The sequence below is a fragment of the Roseateles sp. genome (assembly GCF_965229315.1).
Lineage (GTDB): Bacteria > Pseudomonadota > Gammaproteobacteria > Burkholderiales > Burkholderiaceae_C > Pelomonas.
This window is the reverse complement of sequence record NZ_CBDDJA010000002.1, coordinates 559412-575506: the sequence shown is the minus strand read 5'-3', so window position 1 is coordinate 575506 and position 16095 is coordinate 559412. Positions and strand designations below refer to the sequence as shown.

General features: G+C 70.3%; 16 protein-coding genes. 9 read left to right on the top strand and 7 right to left on the bottom strand.

What is annotated here, in order from left to right:
- Positions 1-9: 9 nt before the first annotated feature.
- Positions 10-285 carry a hypothetical protein gene (locus ACO07H_RS07380; RefSeq protein WP_422012660.1) on the bottom strand — a complete coding sequence of 92 codons (276 nt, stop codon included), beginning with the start codon at positions 283-285 and terminating at the stop codon, positions 10-12.
- Between the two features lie 65 nt (positions 286-350).
- Between ACO07H_RS07380 and hemA the strand changes: the two genes are divergently transcribed.
- The 7 genes from hemA to ACO07H_RS07345 all read left to right on the top strand — a co-directional run bounded on the left by hemA (position 351) and on the right by ACO07H_RS07345 (position 5985).
- Positions 351-1613, top strand: coding sequence for a glutamyl-tRNA reductase (hemA, locus tag ACO07H_RS07375; protein WP_422012658.1), 1263 nt, complete (start codon positions 351-353; stop codon positions 1611-1613).
- Positions 1614-1681: 68 nt separating this feature from the next.
- On the top strand, positions 1682-2767 hold the full coding sequence (prfA, locus tag ACO07H_RS07370; RefSeq protein ID WP_422012656.1) for a peptide chain release factor 1: 1086 nt from the start codon (positions 1682-1684) through the stop codon (positions 2765-2767).
- A complete protein-coding gene (gene prmC / locus ACO07H_RS07365) occupies positions 2764-3633 on the top strand; it encodes a peptide chain release factor N(5)-glutamine methyltransferase (RefSeq protein ID WP_422012654.1) in 870 nt (289 codons plus the stop codon). The genes prfA and prmC overlap by 4 nt, the downstream gene beginning before the upstream one ends.
- A gap of 109 nt (positions 3634-3742) precedes the next feature.
- Positions 3743-4318, top strand: coding sequence for a hypothetical protein (locus tag ACO07H_RS07360; protein WP_422012652.1), 576 nt, complete (start codon positions 3743-3745; stop codon positions 4316-4318).
- A 55-nt stretch (positions 4319-4373) separates the two neighbouring features.
- Positions 4374-4685 carry a Grx4 family monothiol glutaredoxin gene (gene grxD / locus ACO07H_RS07355; protein WP_422012650.1) on the top strand — a complete coding sequence of 104 codons (312 nt, stop codon included), beginning with the start codon at positions 4374-4376 and terminating at the stop codon, positions 4683-4685.
- Entirely contained in the window at positions 4685-5248 is a 564-nt protein-coding gene (locus tag ACO07H_RS07350; RefSeq protein ID WP_422012648.1) for a UbiX family flavin prenyltransferase, read from the top strand. The genes grxD and ACO07H_RS07350 overlap by 1 nt, the downstream gene beginning before the upstream one ends.
- 239 nt (positions 5249-5487) lie before the next feature.
- Positions 5488-5985: a hypothetical protein gene (locus tag ACO07H_RS07345; RefSeq protein WP_422012646.1), complete on the top strand. Its 498-nt coding sequence runs from the start codon at positions 5488-5490 to the stop codon at positions 5983-5985.
- A 16-nt stretch (positions 5986-6001) separates the two neighbouring features.
- On the opposite strand, the gene ACO07H_RS07340 is transcribed toward ACO07H_RS07345, so the two are convergent.
- Both ACO07H_RS07340 and ACO07H_RS07335 read right to left on the bottom strand, forming a co-directional pair.
- Positions 6002-7084 carry a lysylphosphatidylglycerol synthase transmembrane domain-containing protein gene (locus ACO07H_RS07340; protein WP_422012644.1) on the bottom strand — a complete coding sequence of 361 codons (1083 nt, stop codon included), beginning with the start codon at positions 7082-7084 and terminating at the stop codon, positions 6002-6004.
- Positions 7085-7132: 48 nt separating this feature from the next.
- A complete protein-coding gene (locus ACO07H_RS07335; protein WP_422012642.1) occupies positions 7133-8314 on the bottom strand; it encodes a catalase family protein in 1182 nt (393 codons plus the stop codon).
- Between the two features lie 320 nt (positions 8315-8634).
- Between ACO07H_RS07335 and ACO07H_RS07330 the strand changes: the two genes are divergently transcribed.
- On the top strand, positions 8635-9159 hold the full coding sequence (locus ACO07H_RS07330) for a hypothetical protein (protein WP_422012640.1): 525 nt from the start codon (positions 8635-8637) through the stop codon (positions 9157-9159).
- Between the two features lie 48 nt (positions 9160-9207).
- Here ACO07H_RS07330 and ACO07H_RS07325 read toward each other — a convergent pair whose 3' ends face one another.
- On the bottom strand, positions 9208-11364 hold the full coding sequence (locus ACO07H_RS07325) for a M3 family metallopeptidase (protein ID WP_422012638.1): 2157 nt from the start codon (positions 11362-11364) through the stop codon (positions 9208-9210).
- A 132-nt stretch (positions 11365-11496) separates the two neighbouring features.
- On the opposite strand from ACO07H_RS07325, the gene ACO07H_RS07320 reads away from it, so the two are divergent.
- Positions 11497-12552, top strand: coding sequence for a LacI family DNA-binding transcriptional regulator (locus ACO07H_RS07320; protein ID WP_422012636.1), 1056 nt, complete (start codon positions 11497-11499; stop codon positions 12550-12552).
- Between the two features lie 9 nt (positions 12553-12561).
- Here the strand turns inward: ACO07H_RS07320 and ACO07H_RS07315 are convergent, their stop codons facing one another.
- The 3 genes from ACO07H_RS07315 to ACO07H_RS07305 are packed head-to-tail and all read right to left on the bottom strand — an operon-like array spanning position 12562 to position 16060.
- Complete coding sequence (locus ACO07H_RS07315) at positions 12562-13212, bottom strand: lytic transglycosylase domain-containing protein (RefSeq protein WP_422012634.1); 651 nt, start codon at positions 13210-13212, stop codon at positions 12562-12564.
- Positions 13209-14321 carry a DUF418 domain-containing protein gene (locus ACO07H_RS07310; protein ID WP_422012632.1) on the bottom strand — a complete coding sequence of 371 codons (1113 nt, stop codon included), beginning with the start codon at positions 14319-14321 and terminating at the stop codon, positions 13209-13211. The genes ACO07H_RS07315 and ACO07H_RS07310 overlap by 4 nt, the downstream gene beginning before the upstream one ends.
- Positions 14318-16060 (bottom strand): proline--tRNA ligase, encoded by a 1743-nt coding sequence (locus ACO07H_RS07305; protein WP_422012630.1) that lies wholly within the window; start codon positions 16058-16060, stop codon positions 14318-14320. The genes ACO07H_RS07310 and ACO07H_RS07305 overlap by 4 nt, the downstream gene beginning before the upstream one ends.
- Between the last annotated feature and the right edge of the window lie 35 nt (positions 16061-16095).

Here is a 16095-nt window from a genome sequence, read left to right as displayed (position 1 = left end):
GCGCTTGAATCAGCGTTTCAGGCTCAACAGCCACCACTGCGGCAGCGCCACGCCCAGGACGAGCAACGCATAGCCGGCCATGCTGCCGTCCCGCCCCAGCAGCACCAGCGCCAGCACGATGGCCGCGGCACCGCCCAGGCCGCCCCAGGCCCACAGACGCAGCCAGCGCAGCGCGCCGGCCTGCCGGCGCCACAGCGCCTTGATGGCCAGCGCCAGCAGCGCGGCCAGCCCCCAGGCCGGGGCGAACAGGTTGGCAACATGCCAGAAAGCGTCCAGAGGGCTCATCGTGGGCGGTGGCGATTGATCAACGTCAGGGCCGGGGAAAGCGGCGAATCCTACAATCAGCGGCTATGTCGGTCTTTGCGCTTGGCCTGAACCACCACACCGCCCCGCTGGATCTGCGTGGGCGGTTTGCGTTCACGCTGGAGCAGTTGGCGCCCTCACTCAATGTGCTGCGGCAACAACTGCCCGGCGCGCCCGAGGCTGCCATCCTGTCCACCTGCAACCGCACCGAGGTCTATGTGGCCGCGCCGCCCGCGCAGGTGCAGCCGGCCATCGCCTGGCTGGCCGAGGCCGGCGGCGTGCCGGCCGGCGCGCTGCGGGAGCACGCCTACGTGGTGCAGGGCAGCGCCGCGGCACGGCACGCCTTCCGGGTCGCCAGCGGGCTGGATTCGATGGTGCTGGGCGAGCCCCAGATCCTGGGCCAGATGAAGCAGGCCGCTCGCGAGGCCGAGAACGCCGGCGCGCTGGGCACCACGCTGCACCAGCTGTTCCAGCGCAGCTTTTCCGTCGCCAAGGAAGTGCGCAGCTCCACCGAGATCGGCGCGCACTCCATCAGCATGGCAGCGGCTGCCGTGCGGCTGGCCGGCCAGCTGTTCGAGGACCTGGCCCAGACCCGGGTGCTGTTCGTCGGCGCCGGCGAGATGATCGAGCTGACCGCCACGCACTTCGCGGCCCGCACGCCCAGGCACATGGCGGTGGCCAACCGCACGCTGGAACGCGGCGAGAAGCTGGCCACGCGCTTCGGCGCCGAGGCCGTGCGGCTGTCCGACCTGCCCGACCGCCTGCACGAGTTCGACATCGTCGTCTCCTGCACCGCGTCCAGCCTGCCGCTGATCGGCCTGGGTGCCGTCGAGCGCGCCATCAAGCTGCGCAAGCACCGCCCGATGTTCATGGTGGACCTGGCCGTGCCGCGCGACATCGAGCCCGAGGTCGCCGAGCTCGCCGACGTCTACCTCTACACCGTGGACGAGCTCGCCGCCCAGGTGCAGACCGCCGGCGAGAAGCGCCAGGCCGCCGTCGCGCAGGCCGAGGCCATCGTCGAGACCGGTGTGCAGAGCTTCATGCACTGGCTGGACCAGCGCCACACCGTGCCGCTCATCCAGGCCCTGCACGCGCAGGCCGACGACTGGCGAGCCGCCGAGATCAGCCGCGCCCGCAAGCTGCTGGCCAAGGGCGCGGACGTGGAGGAGGTGTTGGATGCGCTCTCCCGGGGCCTCACGCAGAAGCTGCTGCACGGCACGCTGGCCGAGCTGCACGCCAGCGACGGCGAGCAGCGCCTGCACCTGGCGCAGACGGTGTCGCGGCTGTTCCTGCGCAACAAGCAGTCTTAGCGACGACCTCGGCCCGTCGTCCTGGCGCCCCACCGGCGCCCTCCCCTGACTGCTTTTCGTTCACGCCCATGAAAGATTCCCTGCGCCAGCAGTTCGACCGCCTCGGCTATCGCCTGACCGAGCTGGACACCACGCTCGCCGACGGCGCCGTCGCGTCGGACATGAAGCGCTATCGCGCGCTGACCAAGGAGCAGGCCGAGGTGTCGGGGCTGGTGGCGCGCTACCACCGCTACCAGCAGCACGAGGCCGATCTGGCTGCAGCGCGCAGCATGCTGGACGACCCGGAAATGGCCGAGATGGCCCGCGAGGAAATCGCGGCCAACGAGGCGGCGCTCGCCGCGCTGGACGCCGAGCTGCAGCTCGCCCTCATCCCCAAGGACCCGGACGACGAGCGCAACGCCTTCCTGGAAATCCGCGCCGGCACGGGCGGCGACGAGTCCGCCCTGTTCGCCGGCGACCTGGCCCGCATGTACCTGCGCTTTGCCGAACAGCAGGGCTGGCGCACCGAGGTGATGAGCGAGAACGTCTCGGACCTGGGCGGCTACAAGGAGCTGGTGGTGCGCGTGGAAGGCGACAACGCCTACGGCCGGCTCAAGTTCGAGAGCGGCGGCCACCGCGTGCAGCGCGTGCCGGCCACCGAGAGCCAGGGCCGCATCCACACCAGCGCCTGCACCGTCGCGGTGATGCCCGAGCCCGACGAGGCCGAGGAAGTCACGCTCAACCCGGCCGACCTGCGCATCGACACCTTCCGCGCCAGCGGCGCCGGCGGCCAGCACGTCAACAAGACCGACTCGGCCATCCGCGTCACGCACCTCCCGACCGGCCTGGTCGCCGAATGCCAGGACGACCGCAGCCAGCACCGCAACAAGGCCAAGGCGCTGGCGGTGCTGCAGGCGCGCCTGCGCGACAAGGAGCGCATCGAGCGCGATGCCAAGGAGGCCGCCACGCGCAAGGGCCTCATCGGCAGCGGCGACCGCAGTGACCGCATCCGCACCTACAACTTCCCGCAGGGCCGCCTGACCGACCACCGCATCAACCTGACGCTCTACAAGCTTGCCCAGATCATGGATGGCGACCTGGGCGACGTGATCCAGGGCCTGCTGGCGGCGCAGGCGGCGGAGCAGCTGGCGCAGCTCGAGGAAGGCCGCGCGTGAGCCCCGCACCGCTGCCCGCGGGGGAGACGGCGCACAGCGCGACAGAGGGCGTCACGACGGTGGATGGCGCGCTCGCGCTGGCCCGCCAGCTCGGCGTGGAGCGGGCCGATGCGCAGGCGCTGCTGGCCCACCTCACCGGCCACGACCGAGCATGGCTCATCACGCATGGCGACGCGCCCGTCGCAGCCGAAGACCTGCTGCGCCGCCTGGCGGCCGGCGAGCCGCTGGCCCACCTGACCGGCGTGCAACCTTTCCACGGGCTGCTGCTGCAGGTCACGCCCGCCACGCTGATCCCGCGGCCGGACACCGAGACCGTCGTGGACTGGGCGCTGGAACTGCTGGCCGCGAGGTCCGGTGAGCCGACGGTGGCGGACCTGGGCACGGGCAGCGGCGCCATCGCGCTGGCCATCAAGGCCGCCTGCCCGCGCGCCCGCGTGACGGCCGTAGACCTCAGCGCCGACGCGCTGGCCGTCGCCCACGGCAACGGCCAACGCCTCGGGCTGGCGGTGCAGTGGCTGCAGGGCAACTGGTTCCAGCCGCTCGCGGGCCGGCGCTTCGACCTCATCGTCAGCAACCCGCCCTACATCGCCGGCGACGACCCCCACCTGCCGGCGCTGCGCCACGAACCGCTGGCGGCGCTGACCCCCGGCGGCGACGGGCTGGCGGACCTGCACGCGCTCATCGACGCCGCGCCCGGCCACCTCAACCCGGGTGGCTGGCTGCTGCTGGAGCACGGCTGGGACCAGGCCGCCGCCGTCGCGCAACGCCTGGCCCTGCGCGATTTCGTCGACACGGGGCTGCGCCTGGACCTCGCCGGCCGCGCCCGCGCCAGCGGTGGCCGACTGCCAGGCCCCGCAACCGGGTGACACCCCAGGTTTACGTGATGTTTTGCCGGCAGTTCGTCATTCCCGTCACCGGTATTGCAGCGTAGTATCAAATCCCGGTGCCAGCTGCTGCACCGGCAGGAGACGACTCATGATCCGCCTCGCCCATGCCGCTGTCCTGAGCCTTTGCGCCCTGCTCGCCCTGCCGGCGCTGGCGGATGACGCCGCCGCAGGCCTGCGATGGCAGGCGCGCGTGCAGTTGAGCAGCGCAGACGGCGGCGGCGACCTGCGTCCCCACCTCGGCGGCTCACGCGTGCTCAGCGCCAACCTGCTGGGCGACTACTACCTCACCGGCTCCGGCTTCTCCAGCGTTGCCGGCGGCCTGCGCGCCACAGGCGGCATGCTGATGGGACCGCTCTCCCTGTCCCAGAGCAGCGGTGGCCTGGCCCTGGGCAGCGGCGCGGTCGCGGCCGGACGGCGCAGCCTGTCGCTGCACGGGCTGGACAGCTACGGGCTGGAGCCCAGCGCCAACCTGTCCTACGTCGGCATCGGCTACACCGGCCGCGTGCAGCACAGCGGCCTGGCCTTCAGTGCCGATTTCGGACTGATGTCCGGCAGCGTCGCCGGCCTGCGCCTGGGCCGCACCAGCGCGCAAGGCTTCGAGGACGCGATGCGCGACCTGCGCTTCAAGCCCCTGCTGCAACTGGGTCTGGCATACAGCTACTGAGCTTCAACCGCGCCGTCTCTCGGATAATCGCGTTTTGCCTTTTCCGAGAACTGCAATGAGCGACGTTCAGCAACGCATCGACGACCTGGTCAAATCCAACCGCGTCATGCTCTTCATGAAGGGCACGGCCCAGTTCCCGATGTGCGGCTTTTCCGGCCGCGCCATCCAGATCCTGAAAGCCGCGGGGGCCGGCGACCTCAAGACGTTCAACGTGCTGGAGGATGAGGAAGTCCGCCAGGGCATCAAGGCCTACGCCAACTGGCCCACCATCCCACAGCTCTACATCAACGGCGAATTCGTCGGCGGCTCGGACATCATGATGGAGATGTACGAGTCGGGTGAACTGCACCAGGCCCTGGCCGCCTGATGATTCAACGGCTGGTGGTCGGCCTCACCGGTGCGACGGGTGCGGCCTACGCGCTGCGCCTGCTGCGCCGCTGCCGGGAACTGGGGGTGCAGACGCACCTCGTCGCCACACCGGCCGGCATCCTCAACGCCCACCACGAGCTGGGCCTGGACCGCTCGGCGCTCGAGGCCGAAGCGAGCGTGGCCTACTCGCCGGGCGACATCGGCGCGTGCATCGCCAGCGGCAGCTTCGCCACCGCCGCGATGGTTGTGGCGCCGTGCTCCATGAAATCGCTCGCCGCCATCGCGCACGGCCTGGGCGACAACCTGCTGACCCGCGCCGCCGACGTGACGCTCAAGGAGCGCCGCCGCCTCATCCTGATGGTGCGCGAGACGCCGCTGAACCTCGCCCACCTGCGCAACATGGTGGCCGTGACCGAGATGGGCGGCATCTGCTTTCCGCCGCTGCCGGCCTTTTATCACCACCCCGAGACCATTGAAGAGATGGTCAACGAGACGGTGGAGCGCGTGCTGGAACTGGCTGGCGTCGCCCAGGCGCAGCCCAAGCCCTGGACGGGGCTGTAGCAGGCGGCTCGCCCGCGGGTGATCGCGCCAACAGCGCGGCGAAACGGCCCCAACTGCATCCTTGAGCGACTGGCCTCCCCCTGCAAGATGGACCCTCGAACGGATTTTCTGTGGGGTGTGCCGTGGTCTCCAGCGTCAACAACTCTCTGGTCAGCTATCTGACAACGCAAACGTCCGGCAGCAGCGCGACGAAAAACGATCTTGCGACCGCTCTGGCAGCCAAGGTCGCCAGCACGAGCGTGCCTGACAAGACCACCAACACAATTTCGCAGGCTGCGCTGCAACGCGCTGCCGGCACGACACGGGCGACGTCCGCGGCACAGGCTCTGGAGAATTCGCAGAAGGCGCTGGGCACCGGCCTGCGCGCAGCGATGGAGAAGGCCGGCGTCAAGCTGACCGCGCCCATCGAGTTCGCCGTGAAAAGCGACGGCAGCGTGTCCGTCAAGGGCACGGATGCCGACAAGGCGGCCGTGCAGGCTTTCCTGAAGGCGGACACCAGCCAACCCAGCTTCGCCAGCCGCATCGCCACCCAGGCGAAGGACGCGATGAAGCTGTCCTCGTCGATCCAGCAGAGCGCGGCCATCTCCCAAGCCGCCAAGCTCTCCAAGTCCACCGACGGCGTGATGTCGCTCTACAACTCGCTGATGCAGCGCCAGGCCGCGACCAACGTCGTGTTCTCGGTGTCGGCCACCTCGAGTTCGCTGACCTACCCCGGCTCGCTGACGGCCAACGCCTGAACGGCAGCGCGACGGCCTATCGCGTTGACGCTTCGGCAGGCGCTGACCGCGGTCGCAGCCACTGCATCGCTTCGAACGCCAGGATGATCGGCCCCGACGCGAGCAGCGGCACCAGCAGGTAGAAGATCCGCCACACCAGCAGCGCGGCGACGACGCCCATCGCCGGCATGTCCGGCATCAGCGCGACGAACACCGCCTCCATGACGCCCATGCCGCCCGGCACCTGGGACAGCAGGCTCACGCAGAAGGAAATCAGGAAGGCGCCCAGCACCGTGGCGAAGCCGGGGTTGCCTTCGGCCGGCAGCGCGAAATAGATGATGGCTGCGGCAGCGACGAGTTCCAACGGGCCGGCCACGATCTGCTGCAGCACGATGCCTGGCTTCGGGTAGCGCAGCTCGAACCGCCCCAGCCGCAACGGCTTCAGGCCGAGGAAGGCCGCGCCGACGTACATCGCACACAGCGCCAACATCGCGAAGGCCAGCACCCGGATGCCCGCCAGCGACACCCAGCCCTGCGGCAGCCGGTCCGTCAGCGGCAACGCCAGGCTCGGGTCCCAGGCCAGCGCGCCGCCGAGCAACAGCAGCGCGCCCAGCGCGAACGTGAACGAGCAGAACGAGATCAGCATCGCGACCTCGCCCTTGCTCAGCCCGCGGGCCGCGTAGGCCCGCAAGCGCACCGCACCGCCGGACACGACAGAGGCGCCGATGTTGTGCCCCAGCGCATACGTCACGAAGGAGCACAGGACGCTGAACGGGATCGACACGCGGGACTGCGCGCCCATGTGCCGCAGCGCGATGCGGTCGTACCAGCCCAGCGCGGCGTAGGCCAGCACCGCGGACAGTGCCGCCAGCAGGTAGTCACGCAGGGAGATCAGCGCCAGCTTCTCGCCGATGACGCCGGTGATGACCAGGATGTCGCTGGCGAACGGGCCATCGAGCAGTGCGCGAACCTGCGGGTCCGAGGACACCTCGGCCCTGAGCTTGCCTTCCAGCAGCACCAGCGAAAAACCCACCGACGCCAGCGCCAGCAACGGCCACATCCAGGCCAGCAGATGATCCGACAGCGCCCTGCGTGTGCCCGTCGTGGTGCTTGCTTCCAAAACCCGCCTCCCGTGAGAGCGGGCGAGCTTACCAGTGGCGGCCGCGCCTCAGCCGTGGCCGAACGGACAGCCGCCGCCGCTGCGGCCGGGCTCCACGAACGGCACGCCGTTGCGCTCGGCCCGCGCCCGGCCTGAGACCGCGTACGCAGAGCGGCGCGCGCGGTTCACCGAACCCAGCGGCTGGTGCGCGGCCAGGCCGTGCCAGGGGCTGAAGAACAGCGCATCTTCCTCGCGCTCGCGCACGTCGGCCGGGCGCGGCGCGTGTGCCGGCACGCTGACCCGGGCCACGGCGATATATGGGCTGAGGTCCTCCGGCCAGACCACCGAGGCGTCCTCGATGGGCATGGCCGCCAGGTCGGTGCAGAGCTGCACGCGCAACTCCCATTCGGCGCCATGCTCGGCGAAATGGCTTTCCACGGCCAGGCGCAAGCCATCGGGTTCGCCCTTCAGGTCGACGTCGGCGCCATGCAAGGCCTGCAATGACGGCGACAGCGGCGCGAGCGAGAACTTCGCGACGTGGTCACCGAAGCGAAACGGCACGGCGCTGAAGTAGGTCTCGCCCAGCGGGTGGTGCAGCGGCTCGCCGCCCAGGCTCTTCAAGGTGCCGCTCTCCGCCCCTACGGCCTCCAGCAGTTTTTCGGTGCCGCGCAGCAGCGCCGACAGCAGCTTCTTCGCGCCTTCCGCCTTGTCCGTGGTGGCCGCCAGCAGCTTGAGCGCGCCGGCGAACTTCTGCACGTTGGGCTGACCGAAGGCGGGCGCGTTGACCATCAGGAAGTCCTGCGTCGTGGCCTGCTCGGAGCCCGGCAGACGTTCGCCCTGCACGTCCAGCACCTTCATCGCGATGCCGCGGGGCGTGGAGACGCGGTCGTCCAGCAGGTCGCCCGGCGATGTGGAGATGCGCAGCACGACCGGATGCACACCGGCCTGGGCGAACAGTCCCTGCGCCAGCATGGGCGGCAGGTGCTCCAGCACGCGCAGCTCGCCGTGCAGCAGCGCATGGCTCTTGGCGTGCACGGCCCGCAGGCCGCGGCCCTCGTCGCGGTAGGTGATGTCGGCGATCTTCGTCAGGCTGCGCTCGACCTCCGCGACGGCCTCGGCTTCGTCGGGCTCGACGTGCTCCAGCGCGGGCGAGTAGCGCACCGGCTGTGGCCACGGACCGGCGTCGGCGGATTGGCCGGCCTGCCTGGCCGCGGCGGCACCGGCAGCGGGTGGGTACTGAACATCCAGCATGGCGAACTCCTTGAGTGAGAGCAGCCTATGCGGCACTGGCGGCAGCGCCTGTCGGAGGCCACGCCACGGCGCTGTGGGATCGCGGGCGCCGGGCGCCATGGCGATGCCGACGCGCAGGAACGATTCGGTAAGCCTTGCAGAACCGGGGCGGCCCACTGAGCACGCGGCTTCAGCGATGAAGCCACCCGCAACGCCCGGCACGGCGGCGACAGCCCCGTCTCGGGCACGGCCCTTGCCGGTTGCCTGAGGCGGCGAAGGCCGCCGCGCCACCCCGACGGTGGCGCGAACGGCTTCCCCTTCAACACTCTGGAGAGTTCATCATGAACAAGCGATTCAATCCCCTGTCGGCCGCTGTCGCTGTCGCCACAGCCGGTGTGATGGTGACCGTCGCCGGTTGCGCCATGGGCACCCACGCGGACCGCACCAGCGCCGACTCGTCGAACACGTCCACCACGCCGCTGGCCATGACGGGCCAGTCGACCGAAACGCCCGGGCAGGCGATGAACCAGCCGGCGACGACGGTCCAGACCGCCCAAGCGATGCCCTCGACGCCCTGGAAGGACCCGAATGCCACGGGCCTGCAAGGCCGCACCCAGGGTGACACCAGCGCCACGCCGGCGCCGACCGTCACGCAGCCGGCCGCCACCGGCAGCTACCCGGGCGCGGCGCCTGCAACGGCGGACTACAGCCGCAGCAACAACCCGCCCAGCAACAACCCGCCCAACAACGGCATGAGCGGCTCCGCAAGCACCAACAGCGGCAGCATGAACACTGCCACTCGCATGGACACGGCCGGCAGCGACAACAACACGCAACCGCTCCCGCCGCGGACCGACCGCAACTGACGACAGGCCACGGCGCTCCGCGTCATCCACGCGGAGCGCGGCGAGCCTTCAGGGCTTTTGCACCACCAGCCCGCGCCGCTCCAGCAGCGGCTGGATGTCGGGCGCGTGGCCCACGAGGTGGCGGAACAGCACCATCGCGTCGTCGGCACCGCCGCGCGACAGCAGCTTGGCACGCAGCTGGTCGCCATTGGCGCGCTTCAGGCCGCCGTTGGCCTTGAGCCATTCCACCGTGTCGGCGTCCAGCACCTCGCTCCAGATGTAGGCGTAATAGCCCGCCGAGTAGCCTCCCATGATGTGGCTGAAGTACGGCGTGCGGTAGCGCGGCGGCACGGGCGCGAAGTCCACGCCCTCTTCCTTCAGCACCTGGGCTTCGAACGTCATCACGTCGGCCGCGGCCGGGATCTGGCCGGCGCCGAGCTGGTGCAGGCGCTGGTCGAGGAGGGCGGCGGACAGGTAGGACACCGTCATGTAGCCCTGGTTGAAACGCTTCGCGCGCGACACCTTGTCCAGCAGCTCGCGCGGCATCGGCTCGCCGGTCTTGTGGTGGCGGGCATAACTGGCCAGCACGGCGGGCGTGTTGGCCCAGACCTCGTTGACCTGCGACGGGTACTCGACGAAGTCGCGCGGCACGCGCGAGAGGCTGGGGTACGGCACCTTGTTGAACATGCCGTGCAGCGCGTGGCCGAACTCGTGGAACAGCGTGATGACCTCGTCCCACGTCAGCAGCGTCGGCTCGCCGGCCGGCGGCTTCGGGATGTTCAGGTGGTTGGCCACGACGGGCTGCGTGCCCTCCAGCGCGTTCTGGCCCACGTAGGCGTTCATCCAGGCACCGCCGCGCTTGCTGGGGCGGGCATAGAGGTCGGCGATGAAGATGGCGAGCGGCTTGCCGTCGGTGTCGAACACGTCGTAGACGCGCACGTCGTCACGGTAGACCGGCAGGTCGGTGCGGCGCTTGAAGCTGATGCCGTAGAGCTGGTGGGCTGCGTAGAACACGCCGCGCTCCAGCACGCTGGTGAGCTCCAGGTAGGGCTTGAGCTGGCTTTCGTCGAAGCCGTACTTGGCCGCGCGCAGCTTCTCCGCGTAGTAGCTCCAGTCCCAGGCCTGCAGCGCGAAGCTGGGCTGCTGCTTGGCGGCCTGGTCGGCGTCGATGAGCTTCTGCAGCTCGCCGGCTTCCGCGCGCGCCGAGGCCACGGCCGCAGGCGCCAGCTGACGCAGCAAGGCGTTGACGGCCGTGGCGGACTTGGCCGTTTCCTCCTCCAGCGTGTAGTCGGCCGGCGTGGCATAGCCCAGCAGCGCGGCGCGCTCCTGGCGCAGCGTCAGCACGCGCGAGACGATGGCGCGCGTGTCCTGCTCGTTGCCCCGGCTGCCACGGGCGACGGACGCCTTGTGCAGGCGCTCGCGCACGGCGCGGTTCTGCAGGTCGGTCTCCTGCGGCTGGATGGTGGTGTTCAGCAGCGTCAGCAGGTACTTGCCTTCGAGGCCTTTCTTCTTCGCGGCCTCGGCAGCGGCGGCGACCTGTGCGGGCGACAGGCCGGCCAGTTCCTCGGCCGTGTCCACGACGACCGCGGAGTCGTTCACCTCGGCCAGCACGGCCTTGTTGAAGCGCGCGCCCAGCGTGGCCATCTCCGCATTGATGGCCTTCATGCGCGCCTTCTGCTCGTCGTTCAGGCGCGCGCCGGCGCGCACCATGTCGCGGCGGTAGCGCTCGATGAGGCGCTTGCCCTCGGCATTCGGCGCCGCCGTGTCGCGCTGCGCGTAGAGCGCCTCGACGCGGGCGAACAGCCTGGGGTTGAGCAGCACCGCGTCGCGCTGCGCGGCGAGCCGGGCGGCGTAGTCGGTCTGCAGCTGCTGGCGGGCGGGGTTGGCGTCGGCGCCCAGCAGGCTGAACAGCAGCGTCGTCGTGCGGCCCAGCAGCCGGCCGCTGCGCTCCCACGCGACGATGGTGTTGTCGAAGGTGGGCGCTTCGGGCGAGTCGGCGATGGCCTGGATCTCGGCGAGCTGCTCGGCCATGCCCTTGTCCAGCGCCGGGCCGAAGTGCTCGTCGCGCACCTGGTCGAACGGCGGGTACTGCAGCGGCAGCGGGCTGGGCGAGAAGAGCGGGTTGCCAGCGGCCGGCGACGATGCGGCGGGGCCCTGGGCCCAGGCGAAGCCGCTGGCGAGCAGCGTGGCGACGAGAAGCGGTTGGAAGCGGCGGGCAGCGGACATGGTGGTGCCGGAGAGGCTGTCTTGTGGACGGAAGCGGCGAGCCTAACGTGGCCGCGCCTCGATGCCACAAGGCACGGCGAGAAAGCCCGATGAAGCCGGCGCACAGCCGCTGACAACGCTTACCATCGCCGCATGAAAGCAGCCGTCCACCCTGCCCGCAGCACCGCGGCCGAAGCGCCCCATGTCACGTTGCGCGAGGTGGCGCGGGCCAGCGGCGTGTCGCTGGCCACGGCCTCCCGCGCGATCAACAACGCGCCGCATGTGAGCCCCGCCAAGCGCGCCGCCGTCATGGCCGCCGTGGCACGGCTGGGCTTCGTGCCCAACGCCGTCGCACAGGCGCTGGCGGACGGGCGCACGCGGTTGGTCGGGCTGGTGGCGCAGTACTTCGAAAGCCCGTTCTACGCGCTGATGCTGCGCGGCATCGAGGAGACGTTGACCCGGGCCGGCCATGGCCTGGTCGTGTCCAGCGGACATTGGGACCGCGACGAGGAGGCGCGCTGCGTGCAGACGCTGCGCGCGCGGCAGGTGGACGGCATCATCGTGCTCACCGGCCGCCTCGAAGACAGCTTTCTCACGTCGCTGGCCACGGAACTGCCCGTCGTCGTCACCGGCCGGCAGCTGCAGGCGCCGGGCCTGCATGCGCTGCGTTCCGACGACTTCGAAGGCGCCCGCGCCGCAACCCGTCACCTGCTGGAGCGCGGCCACACACGCATCGCCCACATCACCGGCGACGCGGGCCACCCGGACGCGCAGGAGCGCGAACGCGGCTACCGCCAGGCATTGCGTGACGCCGGCATCGCGGCCGATCCCGCACTCATCCTGCCCGGCGACTATCTCGAAACCAGCGGGGCCCGAGCCGCCGGCACGTGGCTGCAGCGCGGCACGCGCTTCACGGCCATCTTCGCGGCCAACGACCAGATGGCGGCCGGCGCCACGCAGGTGCTGCAATGCCACGGCTTGCGCGTGCCCGAAGACGTCTCCATCGTCGGCTTCGACGACCTGCTGGCGACGGCACACGCGTCACCCCCGCGGACGACGGTGAGCCTGTCGGTGGCCGAACTGGGGCGCCGCGCCGCTCTCGCCATGCTGGACCTGCTGGCCGCCCGCCAGCCCGAGGTCACCGCACCGCAGCCGCAGCTCGTCGTGCGCTGTTCGACGGGCCTGGCGCCCGCGGCGTTCTGCGCGTAGATCGGCGCGTCAGGCCTCGCCCGGCAGCAGCCACTGCCGCCGCGCGCCGAACACCGCGCGGGGGTACTCCGGCTTGCCGCGGCTGCCGTTGTAGCGGCCCAGCGCCAGGTACAGGTCGCCCTTTTCCACGTCCAGGTAGTGGCGCAGGATCACGCAGCCGAAGCGCAGGTTGGTCTGCATGTGAAAGAGCCGTGACGGATCGCCATCACCGATCAGCTTGGCCCAGAACGGCATGACCTGCATGTAGCCGCGCGCGCCGGCCGTGCTGATGGCGTACTTGCGAAAGCCGCTCTCCACCTGCACGAGGCCCAGCACCAGGCTGGGCTCCAGGCCCGCACGCTTGGCCTCGTACCAGACGGTTTCGAGGAACTCGATGCGGATCTGCGTCTCGGTCTTGCGGTTCTTCAGCCGGTCGCTCATCGTGCCCAGCCAGCGCAGGTAGGCCATGCGCGCGTCGACCTGGTTGGCCTCGAACTTGGGCCGCGGCGGCGCGCTCTGCGAAATGGACGCGCTCAGCGCCGAGCGAATGGAATCTGCCAGCGGCTCCTCGACCTGGGCGCCGGCCTGCGCGTCACGCCAAGGCAGCAGCCAGGCCACCCCACCCGCCAGCAGACTGCGGCGCGGCAGGGCACCCATCACCGTGTTTGTCTTGGTCCTCATCGAGACAACCAGGCCTCCAGCGGCAGGCGGCCTTGCAAACGCGTCGCCAGCGCGATCCAGACGCCCCAGTAGAGCAGCGCCGCGACCGCCAGCGCGACCGTCCCCAGCGGCCAGGCGAGACCCGCCGAACTGAACAACGCGAGGCTGACCAGCGAGCTGCCGATGTAAAGGCTGAGCGTGTGGCGCCCGGCGCCCGCGATGAAGCGCGCCCACCTCGCGCCGCGCTGCACGGCGAGCACCACCGCCGGCACGATGCCCAGCAGCATCGGCAATGCAACGAAGCTCGCGAAGGCGTTGAGCCCCTGCGCCTGGCCGACATGGCCCGTGCGAAACGCCTGCCAGAGGGCGACTGCCCAGGCGATGTTGATGACCAGCCCGGGCACGCACCAGCATCGCGCCCAGCGCCTCAGGTCACGCCGCCAGCGCGGATGGCTGAACAGGCGCAGGCGTGCCGCCATGAGGCCCGCCGTCATCAGGGCCAGCGGCAGGAACAGGCCCAGCAGCAGCACGCTGAGTTGCCCGGCGACGTAGTCCCAGGCGTTGCCGGCCAGCCAGGCAGCCCAGGAGCCAGGGGCGGCTGCATGCTCCGGCACAGGCTGAGGGCCCAGGTCGACGAGCCACACCGACAAGCCCGTCATCAGCAGCAGTTGCACGGCCGCCAGCACGACGAAGCGCCGCCGCAACTGGCGCAGGCGCAGGCGCGACCCGCCGAGCATGAGGAAGCCGCAGACGGCGTACAGGGTCAGGATGTCACCCGAGTAGATGAGCAGGCCGTGCACCAGCCCGATCAGCAGCAGCCGGCCCATGCGGCGGCGGCGAACCCCGAGCGCCTCGGCCCCCCGCCTGCGGGCCGACAGGCCCTGGCTGTAGCCGAACAGGAAGGCCAGCAACGTGAGGCCCTTGCCGGCCAGCAGCGCAGCCACGGCGATGAAGCCCGCCTGCGCCCAAGGTGACCCGGCGGGCTGGGGCGGCGCCATCGGCCCGCCAACGCCGAGCGCGCTGTAACCCACCCAGTTGACGGCCACCACGGGCAGCAGCGCCAGCACGCGCAGCAGGTCCACGGCCGCCTCGCGCGACGGCAGCGGCGGCATCAGCCGCGCGCCGGTCACGCCAGCTTTTGCTTCAGGTGGGCCAGCACATCGCCCACGGCGAGCTTGGTGGCGGCCTCGTCGCGGCGGCCCTGGTACTCGACCTGGCCTTCCTTCAGGCCGCGGTCGGACAGCACCACGCGGTGCGGGATGCCGATCAGTTCCCAGTCCGCGAACATCGCGCCGGGGCGCTCGCCGCGGTCGTCGAGCAGCACGTCCACGCCCAGCGCCTTCAGCTCGTCGTAGAGCGTGTCGGCAGCAGCCTTCACGTCGGCACTGCGGTCCGCACCGATGGGGCAGATGACCACCGTGAACGGTGCCATCGCGTCCGGCCAGATGATGCCGCGCGCGTCGTGGTTCTGCTCGATGGCCGCGCCCAGGATGCGCGTGACGCCGATGCCGTAGCAGCCCATCTCCATCAGCTTGGGCTTGCCGTTCTCGTCCAGAAAGGTCGCGTTCATCGCGGCCGAGTACTTGGTGCCGAGATAGAACACGTGGCCCACCTCGATGCCGCGCTGGATGGCCAGCACGCCCTTGCCGTCCGGCGACGGGTCGCCCGCGACGACATTGCGGATGTCGGCGACGACGTCGGGCTCGGGCAGGTCACGGCCCCAGTTCACGCCGGTGAAGTGGAAGTCCACTTCGTTGGCGCCACAGACGAAGTCGGCCATGTTGGCGACGGTCCGGTCGGCGACGATCTTCAGCGGCGCCTTCAGCCCGATGGGGCCCAGGTAGCCCGGCTTGCAACCGAAGTGGGCGTCGATCTCACCACCGGTCGCGAAGCGGAAACCGCCCTTCAGGCCCTCGACCTTGCCGGCCTTCACTTCGTTCAGGTCATGGTCGCCGCGCACCAGCAGCAGCCAGACCTGCGTCTTGACGATGTGGCCGTCCTTGTCGAGCTCGTCGGTGGCCAGCACCAGCGACTTGACCGTCTGCGTCAACGGCAGGCCCAGCAGGGCCGCGACGTCGGCGCAGGTGCTCTTGCCCGGCGTCGGTGTCTTGACCAGGGCCTGCGCGGCCTCGCCGCGCGTGGCGGTCAGTGCCACGCCTTCGGCCAGCTCCATGTTGGCCGCGTAGTCGCTCGTGGGGCAGTAGACGATGGCGTCCTCGCCAGTCTCGGCGATGACCTGGAACTCGTGCGAGCGGTCGCCGCCGATGGCGCCGGTGTCGGCCGCCACGGCGCGGTACTGCAGGCCGAAGCGGTCGAAGATCTTGCCGTAGGCCGCGTACATGTTGTCGTAGCTGCGGCCCGCGGCTTCCACGTCACGGTCAAAGGAGTAGGCGTCCTTCATCGTGAACTCGCGGCCCCGCATCAGGCCGAAGCGCGGGCGGCGCTCGTCGCGGAACTTGGTCTGGATGTGATAGAAATTCTTCGGCAGCTGGCGGTAGCTGCGCAGCTCCTGGCGGGCGATGTCGGTGATGACTTCCTCGCTCGTGGGCTGCACGATGAAGTCGCGACCGTGGCGGTCCTTCACGCGCAGCAGCTCGGGGCCCATCTTGTCGAAGCGGCCGGTCTCCTGCCACAGCTCGGCGGGCTGGATGACGGGCATCAGGCACTCGACAGCGCCGGCGGCATCCATCTCCTCGCGGATGATCTTCTCGACCTTGCGGATGACGCGCAGGCCCATCGGCATGTAGTTATAGATGCCCGCGCCCAGGCGCTTGATCATGCCGGCGCGCATCATCAGCTGGTGGCTGACGACCTCGGCATCGGCGGGGGCTTCCTTCAGCGTGGAGACGAAGAACTGGGTGGCTTTCATGGGCGGAGGCGATGCAAAAACGAAGGCCGGGTGAA

Coding starts and splice junctions, on each gene's coding strand:
- ACO07H_RS07380 (WP_422012660.1), bottom strand. CDS start 285: ATGAGCCCTCTGGACGCTTTCTGGCATGTTGCCAACCTGTTCGCCCCG.
- hemA (WP_422012658.1), top strand. CDS start 351: ATGTCGGTCTTTGCGCTTGGCCTGAACCACCACACCGCCCCGCTGGAT.
- prfA (WP_422012656.1), top strand. CDS start 1,682: ATGAAAGATTCCCTGCGCCAGCAGTTCGACCGCCTCGGCTATCGCCTG.
- ACO07H_RS07360 (WP_422012652.1), top strand. CDS start 3,743: ATGATCCGCCTCGCCCATGCCGCTGTCCTGAGCCTTTGCGCCCTGCTC.
- grxD (WP_422012650.1), top strand. CDS start 4,374: ATGAGCGACGTTCAGCAACGCATCGACGACCTGGTCAAATCCAACCGC.
- ACO07H_RS07350 (WP_422012648.1), top strand. CDS start 4,685: ATGATTCAACGGCTGGTGGTCGGCCTCACCGGTGCGACGGGTGCGGCC.
- ACO07H_RS07335 (WP_422012642.1), bottom strand. CDS start 8,314: ATGCTGGATGTTCAGTACCCACCCGCTGCCGGTGCCGCCGCGGCCAGG.
- ACO07H_RS07330 (WP_422012640.1), top strand. CDS start 8,635: ATGAACAAGCGATTCAATCCCCTGTCGGCCGCTGTCGCTGTCGCCACA.
- ACO07H_RS07325 (WP_422012638.1), bottom strand. CDS start 11,364: ATGTCCGCTGCCCGCCGCTTCCAACCGCTTCTCGTCGCCACGCTGCTC.
- ACO07H_RS07320 (WP_422012636.1), top strand. CDS start 11,497: ATGAAAGCAGCCGTCCACCCTGCCCGCAGCACCGCGGCCGAAGCGCCC.
- ACO07H_RS07315 (WP_422012634.1), bottom strand. CDS start 13,212: ATGAGGACCAAGACAAACACGGTGATGGGTGCCCTGCCGCGCCGCAGT.
- ACO07H_RS07305 (WP_422012630.1), bottom strand. CDS start 16,060: ATGAAAGCCACCCAGTTCTTCGTCTCCACGCTGAAGGAAGCCCCCGCC.